The organism is Streptomyces sp. NPDC000404 (genome assembly GCF_040300365.1).
GTDB classification, from domain to species: Bacteria; Actinomycetota; Actinomycetes; order Streptomycetales; family Streptomycetaceae; genus Streptomyces; species Streptomyces ramulosus.
Genome location: NZ_JBEPDN010000007.1, coordinates 99,732 through 116,887, shown reverse-complemented (window position 1 = coordinate 116,887; position 17,156 = coordinate 99,732). Strand labels below are relative to the sequence as shown.

The window sequence follows — 17,156 nt, the reverse complement described above, 5'->3', positions numbered from 1 at the left end:
GGCGCCGCGGCGGGCCGGAACCGACGGAAGCAGGAGTGACGGGTGACGGCCCGGTCCCGATGGGGCCGGGCCGTCACCATCTCCGGCTCCGACTGCGGCCGGCTCCGGCCGCGGGCGCCCGTCCCCGGCGGGCGCCGCGGCCCTTGAGTTGCGCAGGTCACGCCCACCCCGTCACAGGTGGGGTCCGCGCGGGTGGGCGCGTATCCTCGTCCCCGTGCTTCTCTCAGACAAGGACATCCGGGCCGAGATCGACGCCGGCCGGGTGCGCATCGACCCCTACGACGAGTCGATGGTGCAGCCGTCCAGCATTGACGTCCGTCTCGACCGCTACTTCCGGGTGTTCGAGAACCACCGCTACCCGCACATCGACCCCTCCATGGAGCAGGCCGACCTGACGCGTGAGGTCGTGCCGGAGGGGGACGAGGCGTTCATCCTCCACCCCGGCGAGTTCGTGCTGGCCTCGACGTACGAGGTCATCACGCTGCCGAACGACGTGGCCTCCCGGCTTGAGGGCAAGAGCTCGCTGGGACGGCTGGGGCTGCTGACGCACTCGACGGCCGGGTTCATCGACCCGGGGTTCAGCGGGCACGTGACCCTGGAGCTGAGCAATGTGGCGACGCTGCCGATCAAGCTGTGGCCGGGGATGAAGATCGGGCAGCTGTGCATGTTCCGCCTGACGTCGGCGGCCGAGCACCCCTACGGGTCGGAGCGGTACGGCTCCCGGTACCAGGGCCAGCGGGGGCCGACCCCGTCGCGGTCCTTCAAGAATTTCCACCGTACTCAGGTGTGAAGGCATGCCCGCCGGAGCGAGCGTGTGCCGGCGGGGGTGGCGTACGGCGTGCGAAGGCGGGGCTTGCGCCCCGGGGCGTGGCGCGCACAGGGCGTAAGACAGAGAAGGTCTGAGAGAGATTCGTGAGTGACGTACGGGAAAACCTGACGTACGAGCGGTTCGGCGGGGCGATCCGCGAACTGGCGCAGACGATCGCCGACGACGGCTTCGAGCCCGACATCGTGCTGTCGATCGCCCGCGGTGGCGTCTTCGTCGCCGGCGGTCTGGCGTACGCGCTGGACTGCAAGAACATCCACCTGGTGAACGTGGAGTTCTACACCGGCGTGGGCACCACGCTGGAGATGCCGGTGATGCTGGCGCCGGTGCCGAACGCCATCGACTTCAGCGACAAGAAGGTGCTGATCGCCGACGACGTCGCCGACACCGGCAAGACGCTCAAGCTGGTGCACGACTTCTGCAAGGACACCGTCGCGGAGGTCCGCAGCGCGGTGATCTACGAGAAGTCGCACTCGCTGGTGAAGTGCGAGTACGTCTGGAAGCGGACCGACGACTGGATCAACTTCCCCTGGTCCGTGCAGCCGCCGGTGGTCCGCCGGGACAACCAGGTGCTGGACGCCTGACGGACGGACGAACCTCATCCCGGAGGGGCCGTGGCATCGTGCCGCGGCCCCTCCGGCGTTCCCGCGCGCAGGTTTTCGGCCAATACCGCTCCGGGCGTTCCGCCGTCCCCTCCCGCCGAGTAGAAACCGGCGGTAATACCGGCGGTAACAGCGGACCGGAGGGGAGACCTCATGGCACGGGCGAGAACGGTGCGGCGGGCGGGACCGGGGCGGATCGGCAGGCGGTGGCCGGTGGCCGCCGTCGCGGCGCTGGCCGTGGCGTTGGGCACCGGCGGCGGGACGGGCGCGGCGGTCGCGGCGCCCGCGGCGGCGCAACCGGCGGCGAAGGCCGAGGCCAGGGCCGGCGCGCCGCTGGCGCCCCGGGTGGAGGCGGCCCGCGCCCGGGAGGCCACCCGGCTCTACGGCGACCCGGCGGTGCGGCCGCTCGCCGAGCGGAAGACCTCGCTGATCTCGCTGGGCGACAGCGAGATATCCGGCGAGGGCGTGGGCACGTACGAGCCGGGCACCAACGGGCCGGACAACTGGTGCCACCGCTCGCCGGACTCGGCGATCCACCGCACCGGCGTCCCGGCGGACGTCACGTACAACGTGGCCTGCTCGGGCGCGTACAGCCGGAACATCGTGATCGGCGGGGACAAGCAGTACGCGGACGAGGAGGTGCAGAGCGACAGTCTGGCCGCGGCGGCGCGGAACACCCGGGTCAAGATGATCGTGCTGATGGTCGGCGCCAACGACGATCTGCAGTTCGGGCCGGTGATGACGGACTGCGTGACGCGGTGGCTGACGCTCCAGGGGACCTGCGAGCCGAAGTACCAGCCGGGCTGGCAGGCACGGGTCGACGCTCTGGTCCCGAAGGTCGAGCAGACCGTCGGTGACCTGCGGACCGTGATGCGCGACGCCGGGTACGGCGACGGCGACTACCGCCTCGTGCTCATGTCGTACCCGAGCCCGATCGGGCCGGACATGACCGACAACCCGAACTTCCCCGGCAAGCTCCCGGGCGGCTGCACCGGCTACACCTCCGACTCGGCGTGGGGGCGGAACACCGCGGTCCCGGCGTTCGAGCGCGGGGTGCGGAAGGCGGCGAACGCCTCGGGCGCGGAGTACCTCGACACCTCGCGGCTCTTCCACGGCCACGAGGTCTGCACGGAGGACACCTGGGCGCGCGGCCTCTACGTGGACGTCGCCAACCCGTTCCCGCCGGACGCCAACTCGGTGCGGCAGTCCTTCCACCCGAACGCGCGGGGCCACGCCGCCTTCGCCGCCTGCCTGACGCAGTTCTACGACAGCGGGCTGCGCGAGGCGTCCTGCGCCGACCCGGCGAGCACCGGGAAGCCGCAGCTCTACCCGGGCGCCTGGGACGACGCGTTCCGCCCGCTGCGCAACGCGGCCACCGGGACCTGCGCGGATCTCACCGGCGGCGCCTCCGCCAACGGCACCGCGGTCGGCGGCTGGGACTGCCTCGGGCAGCGCAACCAGGGCTGGTGGTACGACTCCGGCGAGCGGTCGCTGCACACCGAGCTGACCCATGACCGCTGCCTGGACGTGCCCGGCGGCCGCTACGAGGCGGGCGCCGCGCTGGTGGTGTGGAACTGCTCCGGGGCGGAGAACCAGCGCTTCACCGAGAGCGGCGGCACCTACCGTCCGGCGTCCGCCCCCGCGCTCTGTCTGACGCTGCGGGCGGCGAAGGACCCGCTGCGGCTGGAGAGCTGCGACGGGTCGGCGGCGCAGAAGTTCACCCGCGGCTGAGCCCGTCGATCGCGGCGCCTGCCGGTCGCGGCGTCCGTCGAGCACGGCGAAGGGCCCCGCCTCCGGAGGTGTTCCGGGGGCGGGGCCCTTCGGTCCGTACGGGCCACGGCGCCTGTTTCACGTGAAACGGGCGCAGGCCGCCGTACGGTCAGAGCGTGCCGAGCTTGACCAGGGCGAGCAGGGCGACCAGCTGGATCGCGGAGGCGCCCAGGGCCTTGGGCCACGGCAGGTCGTGGGACTTGCTGACCATCTGCGTCAGCAGGAAGCCGGAGGCCAGCCAGGTCAGCCAGCCCAGGATGGTCACCAGCGTGCTGTCGCCGCCGAGGAACATCGCGAACAGCAGCCGGGGCGCGTCCGTGATGGCCGTGATCAGCATCGACAGGCCGATGGTGGGCGCCGCGGCGCCGTCGCCGCCGAGCTGGCGGGCGAGGGTGTGGGTGACCGCACCGAGGATCAGACCACCGACGATGAACATCACGGCGGTGATCAGCACCCACGGGATGCTCTGCCCCAGCGTGGCGTTGAGGACGTCCTCGCGCGCCTTGTCGAAGCCGAAGACCGCGAGCAGCCCGTAGAGGAACGAGACGATCAGCGCGGGCGCCCAGACCTGGTGGTCGCGCATCTGCCAGAACGTCTCGACCGGCCGCAGCACGATCCCGGGCAGCAGCTGCTTCCAGTGCAGCCGGGGGCCGGACGGCGCGGTGCTCTGCCCGGCGCGGTAGACGCCGCCGTCGTCGTACTGCCCGTCGTCGCCATAGGGCTGCTGCCCGTACGCGTCCGCCTCGCCGAGGCTGAACTGCTGGGTGTGGCCGGGCGCGTCGGAGGTGGAGTACGGGGTGTACGGCTGCTGGTAGCCGCCGTCGCCGAAGTACTCCGGCTCGCCGGGGCGGTCCGGCTGCGTGGCGCCCGGCCCGCCGTACTGCCCGGGCTGCGGCTGCTGCCACTGGGCGTGCGGGGGCGGGGGCTGCTGCCCGTAGGGTCCCTGCCCGTACGGCGCCTGCTGCCCCTGCTGCTGCCTGTCGTGCGCGGCGCGGGGATCTTGTCCGCGACCCATCCTGAATCCAGCCACGCCCTCGAACGTACCTGCTCCGCGCGGTCCCCGTGGTGGCCCGGGGACAAGGGAGGGCCTTTGCTGCCGAGCTGTGACATCCCCTAGGGGGAACCGGACACCCCTACCTGCGCAAACCGGCCATGACCCCTAGGGGACGCCCCTGATGGGAAGGGCGCGTCAGCGGGGAGCCGGTCCGCGGTGCAGGGTCAGCTCGGGCAGGCCCTCCATGTTGTCGGAGCCGGAGGCGACGGTGGTGAAGCCGTGGCGGGCGTAGAAGGCGCGGGCGCCGGTGTTGGCCTCGAAGACGTGCAGGGTGAGGCCGTCCGGGCGGTGGGCGAGCGCCGTTTCGAGCAGGCGGGTGCCCAGGCCCCGGCGCAGCTCGTCCGGGTGGAGGTAGAGGTCTTCGAGCACGTCGTCGCGGACGGCGGCGTAGCCGATGATCTCCGTGCCGCGTTCGGCCACCCAGGTGGTGCAGCCGGGCAGCAGATGGTCGCGGACCCAGCCGATGACGTCGTCGAGGTCGCGCCGCTGCGGCGGGAGGTAGGGCATGGTGACCCGCCGGGACTCGCGGTGGACACGGGCGACGGCGGGGGCGTCCGCCGTGGTGGCGCGGCGGATGCGGACGCCGTCGTGCGGGGTGGCGCCGCCGGGGCGCGCGTCGGGTGCCGGGGCAGAGGTCATGGCCGCCATCGTGCCGGACGGCGGGGCGGGCGTCGCCCGGTTTTCCGGGCCCGCCCCTGATACGCCGACGGCCGGTCCGCATCGAGGTGAGGTTGATGCGGACCGGCCGTCGGGGAAACCCGGCTCCTAGGGGGCCACGGGCCTTGGCGTCACTTCGCCGGTTCCGGCTCCGGCGCGTCCTCGGCCGGGGCGTCGTCGGCCGGGTCGATGGGCGTCTTGACCGAGTCGAGGAGCAGCTGCGCCACGTCCACGACCTGGATCGACTCCTTCGCCTTGCCGTCGTTCTTCTTGCCGTTGACCGAGTCGGTCAGCATGACGAGGCAGAACGGGCAGGCGGTCGAGACGATGTCGGGGTTGAGGGAGAGCGCCTCGTCGACCCGCTCGTTGTTGATCCGCTTGCCGATGCGCTCCTCCATCCACATGCGGGCGCCGCCGGCGCCGCAGCAGAAGCCGCGCTCCTTGTGGCGGTGCATCTCCTCGTTCCGCAGGCCCGGCACCTTGGCGATGATCTCGCGCGGCGGTGTGTAGACCTTGTTGTGCCGGCCGAGGTAGCAGGGGTCGTGGTACGTGATCAGGCCCTCGACGGGCGTGACCGGCACCAGCTTGCCCTCGTCCACGAGGTGCTGGAGCAGCTGCGTGTGGTGGATGACCTCGTACTCGCCGCCGAGCTGCGGGTACTCGTTGGCGATCGTGTTGAAGCAGTGCGGGCAGGTCGCGACGATCTTCTTCGAGGACTTCGGCTTCCTGGTCGACTCGTCCACCTCGCCCTCCTCGTTGAGGGACTCGCCGAACGCCGCGTTCAGCGTGGCGACGTTCTCCGCGCCGAGCTGCTGGAAGAGGAACTCGTTGCCCAGGCGGCGCGGGGAGTCACCGGTGCACTTCTCGTCGCCGCCCATGATCGCGAAGTTCACGCCCGCGATGTGCAGCAGCTCGGCGAAGGCCTTGGTGGTCTTCTTCGCGCGGTCCTCCAGGGCGCCGGCGCAGCCGACCCAGTAGAGGTAGTCGACCTCGGTGAGGTCCTCGACGTCCTTGCCGACGACCGGGACCTCGAAGTCGACCTCCTTCGTCCAGGCCAGGCGCTGCTTCTTGGCCAGGCCCCAGGGGTTGCCCTTCTTCTCCAGGTTCTTCAGCATCGTGCCCGCCTCGCTGGGGAAGCTGGACTCGATCATGACCTGGTAGCGGCGCATGTCGACGATGTGGTCGATGTGCTCGATGTCGACCGGGCACTGCTCGACGCAGGCGCCGCAGGTGGTGCAGGACCACAGGACGTCCGGGTCGATCACGCCGCCCTCTTCGAGCGTGCCGATCAGCGGGCGCTCGGCCTCGGCCAGCGCCGCCGCCGGGACGTCCGCCAGCTGCTCGGCGGTCGCCTTCTCCGCGCCCTCGGCATCCTTGCCGCCACCGGCGAGCAGATACGGCGCCTTGGCGTGGGCGTGATCGCGCAGCGCCATGATCAGCAGCTTCGGGGAGAGCGGCTTACCGGTGTTCCAGGCGGGGCACTGCGACTGGCAGCGACCGCACTCGGTGCAGGTGGAGAAGTCGAGCAGGCCCTTCCAGGAGAAGTGCTCGATCTGCGAGACGCCGAACTGGTCGTCCTCGCCCGGGTCCTCGAAGTCGATCTCCTTGCCCTCGCTGGTCATCGGCTGCAGCGCGCCGAGCGCGACGTCGCCGTCCGCCTCGCGCTTGAACCAGATGTTGGGGAAGGCGAGGAAGCGGTGCCAGGCGACGCCCATGTCGGTCTTGAGCGCGACGGTGATCATCCAGATGAAGGACGTCGCGATCTTCAGCCCGGCGAAGAAGTAGGTGAGGTTCTGGAGCGTCGCGACGTCCATCCCCTCCAGCCAGCTGACGACCGGGTACGAGATGAAGAACGACGCCTCGTAGCCGTCGACGTGGTGCTGGGCGCCCTCCAGCGCGTGCAGCATGAAGATGCAGACGCCGACGACGAGGATGACGGTCTCGACGAAGTACGCCTGGCCGAAGTTGGAGCCGGCGAAGCGGGACTTGCGGCCCGGCTTCCCCGGCTTGCTCAGCTGGCGGATCACGATCAGCACGAGGATGCCGAGCACCGTCATCGTGCCGATGAACTCGACGAAGACGTTGTACGGGGCCCAGTCGCCGATGACCGGCAGGATCCAGTCCGCCTTGAAGAGCTGGCCGATGGCGTTGACGATCGTCAGCAGCAGCGAGAAGAAGCCCACCGCCACGAACCAGTGCGCGACGCCGACGACGCCCCAGCGGTTCATGCGGGTGTGGCCGAGGAACTCCTTGACCACGGTGACGGTGCGCTGCTTCGGGTCGTCGGTCCGGGAGCCGGCGGGGACGTTCTGGCCGAGCCGTACGAAGCGGTAGATCTGTGCGATGGCACGGCCGAACAGCGCGACGCCGACCGCGATTAGGACCAGCGACACGATGATCGCGGCGAGTTGCATTGATGGCTCCTCGGGCCTGCGAGAGCGGGGACTACTGCGACTACTAAGCAGTAACTTTTCGGGTCTGCGCTGAGGTTACCCAGTATCCCGGGCCCCATGAAGCCGCCCGGCCGGTGATCTGCGTCGCGCGGGCGCCCCCGCGCGAGGCCGGCGGGCGCCTGCCGGACGGGCGGCGCACCCCGTGCCGCGCGCCTTGATCACGCCACTGAGGATAAGGCCGACATAAAACTTGAGCGGTCGCGACTCAAGTCTGTTGACAGGTTTCCGGGGCTCATGCATGCTTGAGTCCGTTCCACTCAAGTCAGCTGGAGGAATCGACATGGCACGTGCGGTCGGCATCGACCTGGGCACGACGAACTCCGTCGTCAGTGTTCTCGAAGGCGGTGAGCCCACCGTCATCACCAACGCCGAGGGCGCCAGGACCACGCCGTCCGTCGTCGCCTTCGCCAAGAACGGCGAGGTGCTGGTCGGCGAGGTCGCGAAGCGCCAGGCGGTCACCAACGTCGACAGGACCATCCGGTCGGTCAAGCGCCACATGGGCACCGACTGGAAGGTCGACATCGACGGCAAGGGCTTCAACTCGCAGCAGATGAGCGCCTTCATCCTGCAGAAGCTCAAGCGTGACGCCGAGGCGTACCTGGGCGAGAAGGTTGTGGACGCGGTCATCACCGTCCCCGCCTACTTCAACGACTCCGAGCGCCAGGCCACCAAGGAGGCCGGTGAGATCGCGGGTCTGAACGTCCTGCGCATCGTCAACGAGCCCACCGCGGCCGCGCTGGCCTACGGCCTGGAGAAGGACGACCAGACCATTCTGGTCTTCGACCTCGGTGGCGGCACCTTCGACGTCTCGCTGCTGGAGATCGGCGACGGCGTCGTCGAGGTGAAGGCCACCAACGGTGACAACCACCTCGGTGGTGACGACTGGGACCAGCGCGTCGTCGACCACCTGGTCAAGCAGTTCCAGAACGGCCACGGCGTCGACCTGTCCAAGGACAAGATGGCGCTCCAGCGCCTGCGCGAGGCCGCCGAGAAGGCGAAGATCGAGCTGTCGTCCTCCACCGAGACGACGATCAACCTTCCCTACATCACCGCCTCCGCCGAGGGCCCGCTGCACCTGGACGAGAAGCTCACGCGCTCGCAGTTCCAGCAGCTGACCGCGGACCTCCTCGACCGCTGCAAGACCCCGTTCCACAACGTCATCAAGGACGCCGGCATCTCGCTGTCCGAGATCGACCACGTGGTCCTGGTCGGCGGTTCGACCCGTATGCCGGCCGTCGCCGAGCTCGTCAAGGAGCTGACCGGCGGCAAGGAGGCCAACAAGGGCGTCAACCCGGACGAGGTCGTCGCCATGGGCGCGACCCTCCAGGCCGGTGTCCTCAAGGGCGAGGTCAAGGACGTTCTGCTCCTCGACGTCACCCCGCTGTCCCTCGGTATCGAGACCAAGGGCGGCATCATGACCAAGCTCATCGAGCGGAACACCACGATTCCGACGAAGCGCTCCGAGATCTTCACGACGGCCGAGGACAACCAGCCGTCCGTGCAGATCCAGGTCTACCAGGGCGAGCGCGAGATCGCGGCGTACAACAAGAAGCTCGGGATGTTCGAGCTGACGGGTCTGCCGCCGGCCCCGCGCGGTGTCCCGCAGATCGAGGTCTCCTTCGACATCGACGCCAACGGCATCATGCACGTGACCGCCAAGGACCTGGGCACGGGCAAGGAGCAGAAGATGACCGTCACCGGCGGCTCCTCGCTGCCGAAGGACGAGGTCGACCGCATGCGCCAGGAGGCGGAGCAGTACGCGGACGAGGACGCGAAGCGCCGCGAGGCCGCCGAGTCCCGTAACCAGGGCGAGCAGCTCGTCTACCAGACGGAGAAGTTCCTCAAGGACAACGAGGACAAGGTTCCCGCCGAGGTGAAGACCGAGGTCGAGACCGCCGTCGGCGAGCTGAAGGAGAAGCTCAAGGGCGAGGACTCCGCCGAGATCCGCACCGCCACCGAGAAGGTCGCTGCCGTCTCGCAGAAGCTGGGCCAGGCCATGTACGCCGACGCCCAGGCCGCGGGCGCCGAGGCCGGTGCCGCCGGCGCCGGTGCGGGCCAGGCCAAGGCCGAGGACGACGTCGTGGACGCCGAGATCGTCGACGACGAGAAGCCCAAGAAGGACGGTGCGGCGTGACCGAGGAGACCCCGGGCTTCGACGAGAAGCCCGACGTCTCCGCCGAGTCCGCAGCTGACGACGCGGCACGAGCCGAGTCCGCCGACAAGGCGGGCTCGGCCCCGGCCGGGGACGACAAGCAGGGCGCGCAGGACGTCGCGCTCACCGCGCAGCTGGACCAGGCCCGCTCCGCGCTCACCGAGCGCACCGCGGACCTCCAGCGGCTCCAGGCCGAGTACCAGAACTACCGGCGCCGGGTGGAGCGGGACCGCGTCGCGGTCAAGGAGATCGCCGCGGCGAACCTCCTGTCCGAGCTGCTCCCGGTCCTCGACGACGTGGGCCGCGCCCGCGATCACGGCGAGCTGGTCGGCGGCTTCAAGTCGGTGGCCGAATCGCTGGAGACCGTGGTCGCGAAGCTGGGCCTGCAGCAGTTCGGCAAGGAGGGCGAGCCCTTCGACCCGACGATCCACGAAGCCCTGATGCACTCGTACGCACCGGACGTCACGGAGACCACGTGCGTGGCCATCCTGCAGCCCGGGTATCGCATCGGTGAGCGAACGATCCGCCCCGCGCGGGTCGCCGTCGCCGAGCCGCAGCCGGGTGCGCAGGCCGGCAAGTCCGCATCCGAGGACGGCGCCAAGGCTTCGGACGAGGAAAACGGTGGCCCGGACGAGGGCTGACGTGCGGACGGCAGAGAAGAAGACACGGAAGGAGGGACGTCGGGGATGAGCACGAAGGACTTCGTCGAGAAGGACTACTACAAGGTCCTCGGCGTCCCGAAGGACGCCACCGACGCCGAGATCAAGAAGGCGTACCGCAAGCTCGCCCGGGAGAACCACCCGGACGCCAACACCGGTGACTCCGGCGCCGAGGCGCGCTTCAAGGAGATCTCCGAGGCGAACGACATCCTCGGCGACCCCAAGCGCCGCAAGGAGTACGACGAGGCGCGGGCGCTGTTCGGCAACGGTGGCTTCCGTCCCGGTCCCGGCGGGGGCGGCGGCAACTTCAACTTCGACCTCGGCGACCTCTTCGGGGGCACGCCGGGCCAGCAGGGAAGTGGCGGCGGCTTCGGCGGGGGCCTCGGGGACGTCTTCGGCGGCCTGTTCAACCGCGGCGGCGGGGCGGGCACCCGTACCCAGCCGCGGCGGGGGCAGGACATCGAGTCCGAGGTGACGCTGAGCTTCACCGAGGCGGTGGACGGGGCCACGGTCCCGCTGCGGATGTCCAGCAAGGAGCCGTGCAAGGCGTGCTCGGGCACCGGCGACAAGAACGGCACCCCGCGGGTCTGCCCGACCTGCGTGGGCACCGGTCAGGTCAGCCGGGGCGCGGGCGGCGGCTTCTCGCTCACCGATCCGTGCGCCGACTGCAAGGGCCGCGGCCTGATCGCGGAGAACCCCTGCGAGGTCTGCAAGGGCAGCGGCCGGGCCAGCAGCGCCCGGACGATGCAGGTCCGCATCCCGGCGGGCGTCCTGGACGGGCAGCGCATCCGGCTGCGCGGCAAGGGCACGCCCGGCGAGCACGGCGGTCCGGCGGGCGATCTCTACGTCGTGGTGCACGTCCAGCCGCACCCGGTCTTCGGCCGCAAGGGCGACAACCTCACCGTCACGGTGCCGGTCACCTTCCCGGAGGCGGCGCTCGGCGGCGAGGTGCGGGTGCCGACGCTCGGCGGCCCGCCCGTCACGCTCAAGATCGCGCCGGGTACGCCCAACGGCCGCACCATGCGGGCGCGGGGCAAGGGCTCGACGCGGAAGGACGGCACCCGGGGTGACCTGCTGGTCACCGTCGAGGTGATCGTTCCCAAGGACCTCGGCGACAAGGCGAAGGAGTCGCTGGAGTCCTATCGCGAGGCGACCGCGGATCAGGATCCGCGGGCGGAGCTGTTCCAGGCCGCGAAGGGAGCATGAGATGGACAGCCGGGGTCACCGTCGGAATCCGTACGAACTGACCGAAGATTCGCCGGTATACGTCATCTCCGTCGCGGCTCAGCTCTCCGGCCTGCATCCGCAGACCCTGCGTCAGTACGACCGGCTGGGCCTGGTCTCGCCCGACCGCACGGCCGGGCGGGGCCGCCGGTACTCCGCCCGGGACATCGAACTGCTCCGCACGGTGCAGCAGCTGTCCCAGGACGAGGGCATCAACCTCGCCGGCATCAAGCGCATCATCGAGCTGGAGAACCAGGTCACGGCCCTCCAGCAGCGGGTCGCCGAACTCCAGGGAGCCCTGGAGGGCGCGGCCAGCGCGATGCGGCAGCGGGAGGCCGCGGTGCACGCGTCCTACCGCCGCGATCTGGTGCCGTATCAGGATGTGCAGCAGACCAGCGCACTGGTGGTGTGGCGCCCCAAGCGGGGCGAGTGACCGCCGCGGTGCGGTGGTGAGCGGCGAAGAGGGCCGGGGCGACCCGGCCCTTTCGCATGTCCGGGGCCGGGGCGCGCGGGCCGGTTGTGTCCGGGGCCTCGCGGTCCGCCCGGCCGCCCGGGTCTGCCGCCGCTCAGCGTCCGCCGTATCCCGCCGTCGGCATCGACAGGCGGCGGTGGACGCCCGAGGTCAGCGTGCGGTCGTAGACCGGTTCGTCGAGGTCGGCGGTGGCCAGGCGGACGCCGGCGGCGGCGCAGCGGGCGGCGAAGGCGTCGGCGTCGTCCACCGCGTGCTCCAGCGCGCGGCGGTGCGGGGCCACGAAGACATCGACCAGTCCGCGGTCCACATCGCGCCAGAGCGTGGGGTGGCCGGCGGGCAGCCGGTGCAGGCTCAGCCGGCAGGTGAGGGCGTAGCCGCGGGCCGCCGCCCACCGTTCGCACATCGCGTGCTGACCGCGGTCGTCGACGAGGAAGGGCTCGTCGCCCAGCTCCGACAGCGGCATCAGACAGGCGAGGGCGGTGGCGCGGACCGGGTTCATCGTGCCCTCCGGGCGGGGTCGGTGTGCGGGCGACGATACCGGCGTACGGCGCCCGCGGTAACGGCGCGTTCACCCGCCGCACAAGCCGCGTCGTGCCCGCTCAGGCCTTGCCGAGCGCCCGGGTCACGGTGATCTCGATCGCCACCCGCTCCGGGTTGGGCGTCGGCGTCCGGCCGTACCGCTCGGCGTACCGGCGCTCGGCGTCCGCGACCGCCGCCGCGTCCGTCCGCACCCGGGCGATCCCCTCCAGCGTCGCCCAGCGCCGCCCGGCCACCTGGCAGACCGCGACCCGCGCCCCGTCCGCCCCGGCGGCCAGCACGTTGCGCGCCTTGGTGGAGCCGCCGCGCGTGATGACCCGCGCGATCCGCTGCTCCGCGTCGTACGTCACGCCGACCGGCACGACGTGCGGGGATCCGTCGCGCCGCGGTGTGGTCAGCGTCGACATGACGTGCTCACCCCAGAACGCGAGGTAGGCGGGGCTGAGGGCGGCGAGATCGTGGGCCATGGGGGAAGCGTACGAAACGGGCGACGGGCCGCTCCTCGCCGTACGCGGCTCAGAGGAAGTCGCCGGTCTCCAGAGTGAAGGAGAAGGGGGCGGGGAGCGGCAGCGGCATGCCGAAGGCGACGGAGTGGGACTCGCGGTAGTCGTCGCCTTCGGGTTCGCTGAACAGCGTGACCGTGGAGGTCTCGCGGTCGACGAGGAGATGGAGGGGGAGGGCGCCGCGGGCGTAGCAGTGGCGCTTGGCGATGCGGTCCCCCTCCGCCTTGCTGCTGGTCACCTCGACGACAAGGGCGACGCCGTCGGGTGACATCCAGGGCTCGGCGCCCCGGAAGCGGCGGAGGCGACGCGGTGCAACCGTGGCGTCGGGGATGACGTGGTTCTTGGTGCACCGCCCTCCGCTCGGCAGAACCAGGCCCTTGTTCCCCGAAACATCCATCTCGGTCGCCGGGGACCGGATTAGCTGCCTGACCAGCGTGCTCAGGTAGTCCTCGTGATCCCCGTCGGTCGGCGGTGACACAACGATCTCCCCCTCGATGAACTCGGCGCGGAACCCATGGGGGGTGTCCATGCCGAGGAAGAAGTCCAGGAGGGTCTGCTGGTCGGTCGCCGTCGGCTCGTATGCCATAGCCGTCATGCTGCACCTCCATTGCGTTGCAGGTCAGTGTCGGCGCCCGACGGCGGCTGCCACTGGCATATGTCAACCCGTTCACCCGTAGGTGTGGCGTCGTGCGTCGCGGGGAACCCGGACGCCGCCGCCGCGCGGCAGGCTCGGCGCCGGGGTACCGCGAAAGCCGTCCGGGTGCCGCCGCCCTTTCCGTAATCTTGAGTCAACCCCGCTCAACTTCGTCCTTGAGTGTCGTAGACTCAACTTACTGGCCGTCGGTCAGGGCATGTGCGGAAGCGCCGTACGCGCCCGCCGACGGGCGGACCGGCAGTACAGGACGAGAACGCCGAGCACGAGGAGGACCCCGCGACCGTGGACGCCGAGCTGACCAACAAGAGCCGGGAGGCGCTGAGCGCCGCCAACGAGCGGGCGATCACCGCCGGGCACGCGGACATGACGTCCGCCCATCTGCTGCTCGCGCTGCTGGCCGGGCCGGCCGACAGCAACGCGAACATCACCGATCTGCTGGCCGCCGTCGGCGCGGACGCCGCGGTGCTGCGCGGCGGCGCCGAGCGGCGCCTGGCCGCGCTGCCCAGCGTGCAGGGCTCGACGGTCGCGCCGCCGCAGCCCGACCGCGAGCTGCTGGCCGTCCTCGCGGACGCCGCCCACCGCGCCAAGGAGCTGGGCGACGCCTATGTCTCCACCGAGCACCTGCTCATCGGCATCGCGGCCAAGGGCGGCGCCACCGGTGCGCTCCTCGACGAGCAGGGCGCGTCCGCCAAGAAGCTGCTCGCCGCGTTCGAGGAGTCGCGGGGCGAGCGCCGGGTCACCAACGCCGACCCGGAGGGCACGTACAAGGCGCTGGAGAAGTTCGGTACGGACTTCACCGCGGCGGCGCGCGAGGGCAAGCTCGACCCGGTCATCGGCCGGGACCACGAGATCCGCCGCGTGGTGCAGGTCCTCTCCCGCCGGACGAAGAACAACCCGGTGCTCATCGGCGAGCCCGGCGTCGGCAAGACCGCCGTCGTCGAGGGGCTGGCCCAGCGCATCGTCAAGGGCGACGTGCCCGAGTCGCTGCGGAACAAGCGGCTGGTCGCGCTCGACCTCGGCGCGATGGTCGCGGGCGCGAAGTACCGCGGTGAGTTCGAGGAGCGGCTGAAGACCGTCCTCGCGGAGATCAAGTCCAGCGACGGCCAGATCATCACCTTCATCGACGAGCTGCACACCGTCGTCGGCGCGGGCGCCGGCGGCGACTCCGCGATGGACGCCGGCAACATGCTCAAGCCGATGCTGGCCCGCGGTGAGCTGCGGATGGTCGGCGCGACCACGCTGGACGAGTACCGCGAGCGGATCGAGAAGGACCCGGCGCTGGAGCGCCGCTTCCAGCAGGTGCTGGTCGCCGAGCCGACCGTCGAGGACACCGTCGCGATCCTGCGCGGTCTCAAGGGGCGCTACGAGGCGCACCACAAGGTCGCCATCGCCGACTCCGCGCTGGTCGCCGCCGCCACCCTCTCCGACCGCTACATCACCTCCCGCTTCCTGCCCGACAAGGCCATCGACCTGGTGGACGAGGCCGCGTCCCGGCTGCGGATGGAGATCGACTCCTCGCCCGTCGAGATCGACGAGCTCCAGCGCTCGGTGGACCGGCTGAAGATGGAGGAGCTGGCGCTCAAGAACGAGACCGACGCCGGTTCCGTCGCCCGGCTGGAGAAGCTCCGCCGCGACCTCGCCGACAAGGAGGAGGAGCTGCGCGGGCTGACCGCCCGCTGGGAGAAGGAGAAGCAGGGCCTCAACCGCGTCGGTGAGCTGAAGGAACGCCTCGACGACCTGCGCGGACAGGCCGAGCGGGCGCAGCGCGACGGCGACTTCGACACCGCTTCCAAGCTGCTCTACGGCGAGATCCCGAAGCTGGAGCAGGAGCTGGAGGCGGCGGCTGCCGCCGAGGCGGAGCAGGAGGCGTCCGCCGAGTCGATGGTGAAGGAGGAGGTCGGCCCGGACGACATCGCCGACGTCGTCGGCTCCTGGACCGGCATCCCGGCCGGCCGCCTCCTGGAGGGCGAGACGCAGAAGCTGCTGCGCATGGAGGACGAGCTGGGCAAGCGGCTGATCGGCCAGGGCGAGGCGGTGCGCGCGGTATCCGACGCGGTGCGCCGCACCCGCGCCGGCATCGCCGACCCGGACCGGCCCACCGGCTCGTTCCTCTTCCTCGGCCCCACCGGCGTCGGCAAGACCGAGCTGGCGAAGGCGCTCGCCGACTTCCTCTTCGACGACGAGCGGGCGATGGTCCGCATCGACATGTCGGAGTACGGCGAGAAGCACTCCGTCGCCCGCCTCGTCGGCGCGCCGCCCGGCTACGTCGGCTACGAGGAGGGCGGCCAGCTGACCGAGGCGGTCCGCCGCCGGCCGTACAGCGTGGTGCTGCTGGACGAGGTGGAGAAGGCCCACCACGAGGTCTTCGACGTGCTGCTCCAGGTCCTCGACGACGGCCGCCTCACCGACGGCCAGGGCCGGACCGTCGATTTCCGGAACACCATCCTCATCCTCACCTCCAACCTCGGCTCGAACTTCCTGATGGACCCGCTGCTGAAGGAGGAGCAGAAGAAGGAGAAGGTGCTGGAGAGTGTCCGGGCATCGTTCCGGCCGGAGTTCCTCAACCGCCTCGACGACCTCGTCGTCTTCCACCCGCTCGGCACCGACCAGCTCCAGCGGATCGCCTCGATCCAGATCGACCACCTGCAAAAGCGCCTCGCCGACCGCCGTCTGACCCTCGACGTCAGCGACGCGGCCCTGACCTGGCTGGCCTGGCTCGGCCAGGAGCCGGTGGCAAACGCCCCGGCGCCGGACCTCTCGTACGGCGCCCGGCCGCTGCGCCGCCTGGTGCAGACCGCCATCGGCGACCAGCTGGCGCGCGCCATCCTGGCGGGCGACGTGCTGGACGGCGACACCGTCCGCGTCGACGTGGACGGCGACCACCTCGCCGTGACGTCCGCCTCCGCCTGACGCGCCACGCTCCGCCCCGTCCGGGGTTGCCAGGACGGGGCGGGCATGGTGGAGGATGGCGCAGACCATACGAAGGGAATTCCACGGTGAGCATCGACCCCTCCTCGATTCCGAATTTCGGGGGCCAGCCCGAACCGCAGCCGACCGGGCCCGAGGGTCCCGTCGTGCCCGACCAGGATCTGGTCAAGCAGCTCCTCGACCAGATGGAGCTCAAGTACGTCATCGACGAGGAAGGCGACCTCGCCGCCCCGTGGGAGCAGTTCCGCACGTACTTCATGTTCCGCGGCGAGGAGGAGCAGCAGATCTTCTCCGTCCGCACCTTCTACGACCGCCCGCACGGCCTGGAGGACAAGGCCAAGCTGCTGGAGGCGATCGACGACTGGAACCGCCGCACCCTGTGGCCCAAGGCGTACACCCACACCCACGACGACGGCACCGTCCGGCTGATCGGTGAGGCGTCGATGCTGGTCGGCACCGGTGTCGCGCTGGAGCACTTCGTGTCGAGCACGGTCAGCTGGGTCCGTGCCTCCATCGAGTTCGACAAGTGGATCGTCGAGCAGCTCGGCCTGGAGTCCGAGATCGACGACTCCGGCGACGACAAGCCGGACGACGAGGGCTGAGCCCTCTCCACCGCCCGCCGCGGGCCCCCGGAACGCTTCCGCTCCGGGGGCCCGCGGCGCGT

15 protein-coding genes are annotated in these 17,156 nt (G+C 70.8%); 9 read left to right on the top strand and 6 right to left on the bottom strand.

Annotation, left to right across the window (positions count from 1 at the left end):
- Nucleotides 1-214 precede the first annotated feature (214 nt).
- The 3 genes from dcd (at nt 215) to ABT345_RS15055 (ending at nt 3,159) form a co-directional block, all read left to right on the top strand.
- A complete protein-coding gene (gene dcd, locus ABT345_RS15065; RefSeq protein WP_345088814.1) occupies nt 215-790 on the top strand; it encodes a dCTP deaminase in 576 nt (191 codons plus the stop codon).
- Between the two features lie 122 nt (nt 791-912).
- Nucleotides 913-1,410 (top strand): phosphoribosyltransferase, encoded by a 498-nt coding sequence (locus ABT345_RS15060; protein ID WP_345088811.1) that lies wholly within the window; start codon nt 913-915, stop codon nt 1,408-1,410.
- 171 nt (nt 1,411-1,581) lie between these two features.
- Complete coding sequence (locus ABT345_RS15055; RefSeq protein ID WP_345088808.1) at nt 1,582-3,159, top strand: ricin-type beta-trefoil lectin domain protein; 1,578 nt, start codon at nt 1,582-1,584, stop codon at nt 3,157-3,159.
- 148 nt (nt 3,160-3,307) lie between these two features.
- Here ABT345_RS15055 and ABT345_RS15050 read toward each other — a convergent pair whose 3' ends face one another.
- The 3 genes from ABT345_RS15050 to ABT345_RS15040 form a co-directional block, all read right to left on the bottom strand.
- The gene (locus tag ABT345_RS15050; RefSeq protein WP_345088805.1) at nt 3,308-4,213 is read right to left on the bottom strand and encodes a Yip1 family protein; all 906 of its coding nucleotides are present in this window, start codon (nt 4,211-4,213) and stop codon (nt 3,308-3,310) included.
- 174 nt (nt 4,214-4,387) lie between these two features.
- The gene (locus ABT345_RS15045; protein ID WP_345088802.1) at nt 4,388-4,891 is read right to left on the bottom strand and encodes a GNAT family N-acetyltransferase; all 504 of its coding nucleotides are present in this window, start codon (nt 4,889-4,891) and stop codon (nt 4,388-4,390) included.
- A gap of 149 nt (nt 4,892-5,040) precedes the next feature.
- Nucleotides 5,041-7,323: a heterodisulfide reductase-related iron-sulfur binding cluster gene (locus ABT345_RS15040; RefSeq protein WP_345088799.1), complete on the bottom strand. Its 2,283-nt coding sequence runs from the start codon at nt 7,321-7,323 to the stop codon at nt 5,041-5,043.
- Between the two features lie 319 nt (nt 7,324-7,642).
- Here ABT345_RS15040 and dnaK point away from each other — a divergent pair, with 319 nt between their 5' ends.
- Genes dnaK through ABT345_RS15020 form a run of 4 tightly spaced genes read left to right on the top strand, consistent with a single transcriptional unit; the run spans nt 7,643 to nt 11,830 of the window.
- A complete protein-coding gene (gene dnaK, locus ABT345_RS15035; protein WP_345088796.1) occupies nt 7,643-9,496 on the top strand; it encodes a molecular chaperone DnaK in 1,854 nt (617 codons plus the stop codon).
- Complete coding sequence (gene grpE, locus ABT345_RS15030; protein ID WP_345088793.1) at nt 9,493-10,155, top strand: nucleotide exchange factor GrpE; 663 nt, start codon at nt 9,493-9,495, stop codon at nt 10,153-10,155. The genes dnaK and grpE overlap by 4 nt, the downstream gene beginning before the upstream one ends.
- 45 nt (nt 10,156-10,200) lie before the next feature.
- Nucleotides 10,201-11,379, top strand: coding sequence for a molecular chaperone DnaJ (dnaJ, locus tag ABT345_RS15025; protein WP_345088790.1), 1,179 nt, complete (start codon nt 10,201-10,203; stop codon nt 11,377-11,379).
- Between the two features lies 1 nt (nt 11,380).
- Nucleotides 11,381-11,830, top strand: coding sequence for a heat shock protein transcriptional repressor HspR (locus ABT345_RS15020; protein ID WP_345088787.1), 450 nt, complete (start codon nt 11,381-11,383; stop codon nt 11,828-11,830).
- Nucleotides 11,831-11,963: 133 nt separating this feature from the next.
- Here ABT345_RS15020 and ABT345_RS15015 read toward each other — a convergent pair whose 3' ends face one another.
- From ABT345_RS15015 to ABT345_RS15005, 3 genes are all read right to left on the bottom strand, one after another.
- The gene (locus ABT345_RS15015; RefSeq protein WP_345088783.1) at nt 11,964-12,368 is read right to left on the bottom strand and encodes a hypothetical protein; all 405 of its coding nucleotides are present in this window, start codon (nt 12,366-12,368) and stop codon (nt 11,964-11,966) included.
- Between the two features lie 100 nt (nt 12,369-12,468).
- A complete protein-coding gene (locus tag ABT345_RS15010) occupies nt 12,469-12,873 on the bottom strand; it encodes a TIGR03618 family F420-dependent PPOX class oxidoreductase (RefSeq protein WP_345088780.1) in 405 nt (134 codons plus the stop codon).
- Nucleotides 12,874-12,922: 49 nt separating this feature from the next.
- Nucleotides 12,923-13,495, bottom strand: coding sequence for a Uma2 family endonuclease (locus tag ABT345_RS15005; RefSeq protein WP_345089668.1), 573 nt, complete (start codon nt 13,493-13,495; stop codon nt 12,923-12,925).
- A 351-nt stretch (nt 13,496-13,846) separates the two neighbouring features.
- Here ABT345_RS15005 and clpB point away from each other — a divergent pair, with 351 nt between their 5' ends.
- Together clpB and ABT345_RS14995 are read left to right on the top strand one after the other, a co-directional pair.
- Nucleotides 13,847-16,474, top strand: coding sequence for an ATP-dependent chaperone ClpB (clpB, locus tag ABT345_RS15000; protein ID WP_345088777.1), 2,628 nt, complete (start codon nt 13,847-13,849; stop codon nt 16,472-16,474).
- An 86-nt stretch (nt 16,475-16,560) separates the two neighbouring features.
- Nucleotides 16,561-17,094 (top strand): YbjN domain-containing protein, encoded by a 534-nt coding sequence (locus ABT345_RS14995; protein ID WP_345088774.1) that lies wholly within the window; start codon nt 16,561-16,563, stop codon nt 17,092-17,094.
- Nucleotides 17,095-17,156: the final 62 nt, after the last annotated feature.

Excerpts from the sequence above, each read along its gene's own strand:
- ABT345_RS15055 (WP_345088808.1), top strand. The coding sequence starts at position 1,582 with ATGGCACGGGCGAGAACGGTGCGGCGGGCGGGACCGGGGCGGATCGGC.
- ABT345_RS15050 (WP_345088805.1), bottom strand. The coding sequence starts at position 4,213 with ATGGGTCGCGGACAAGATCCCCGCGCCGCGCACGACAGGCAGCAGCAG.
- ABT345_RS15045 (WP_345088802.1), bottom strand. The coding sequence starts at position 4,891 with ATGACCTCTGCCCCGGCACCCGACGCGCGCCCCGGCGGCGCCACCCCG.
- ABT345_RS15040 (WP_345088799.1), bottom strand. The coding sequence starts at position 7,323 with ATGCAACTCGCCGCGATCATCGTGTCGCTGGTCCTAATCGCGGTCGGC.
- dnaK (WP_345088796.1), top strand. The coding sequence starts at position 7,643 with ATGGCACGTGCGGTCGGCATCGACCTGGGCACGACGAACTCCGTCGTC.
- dnaJ (WP_345088790.1), top strand. The coding sequence starts at position 10,201 with ATGAGCACGAAGGACTTCGTCGAGAAGGACTACTACAAGGTCCTCGGC.
- ABT345_RS15020 (WP_345088787.1), top strand. The coding sequence starts at position 11,381 with ATGGACAGCCGGGGTCACCGTCGGAATCCGTACGAACTGACCGAAGAT.
- ABT345_RS15015 (WP_345088783.1), bottom strand. The coding sequence starts at position 12,368 with ATGAACCCGGTCCGCGCCACCGCCCTCGCCTGTCTGATGCCGCTGTCG.
- ABT345_RS15010 (WP_345088780.1), bottom strand. The coding sequence starts at position 12,873 with ATGGCCCACGATCTCGCCGCCCTCAGCCCCGCCTACCTCGCGTTCTGG.
- ABT345_RS15005 (WP_345089668.1), bottom strand. The coding sequence starts at position 13,495 with ATGGCATACGAGCCGACGGCGACCGACCAGCAGACCCTCCTGGACTTC.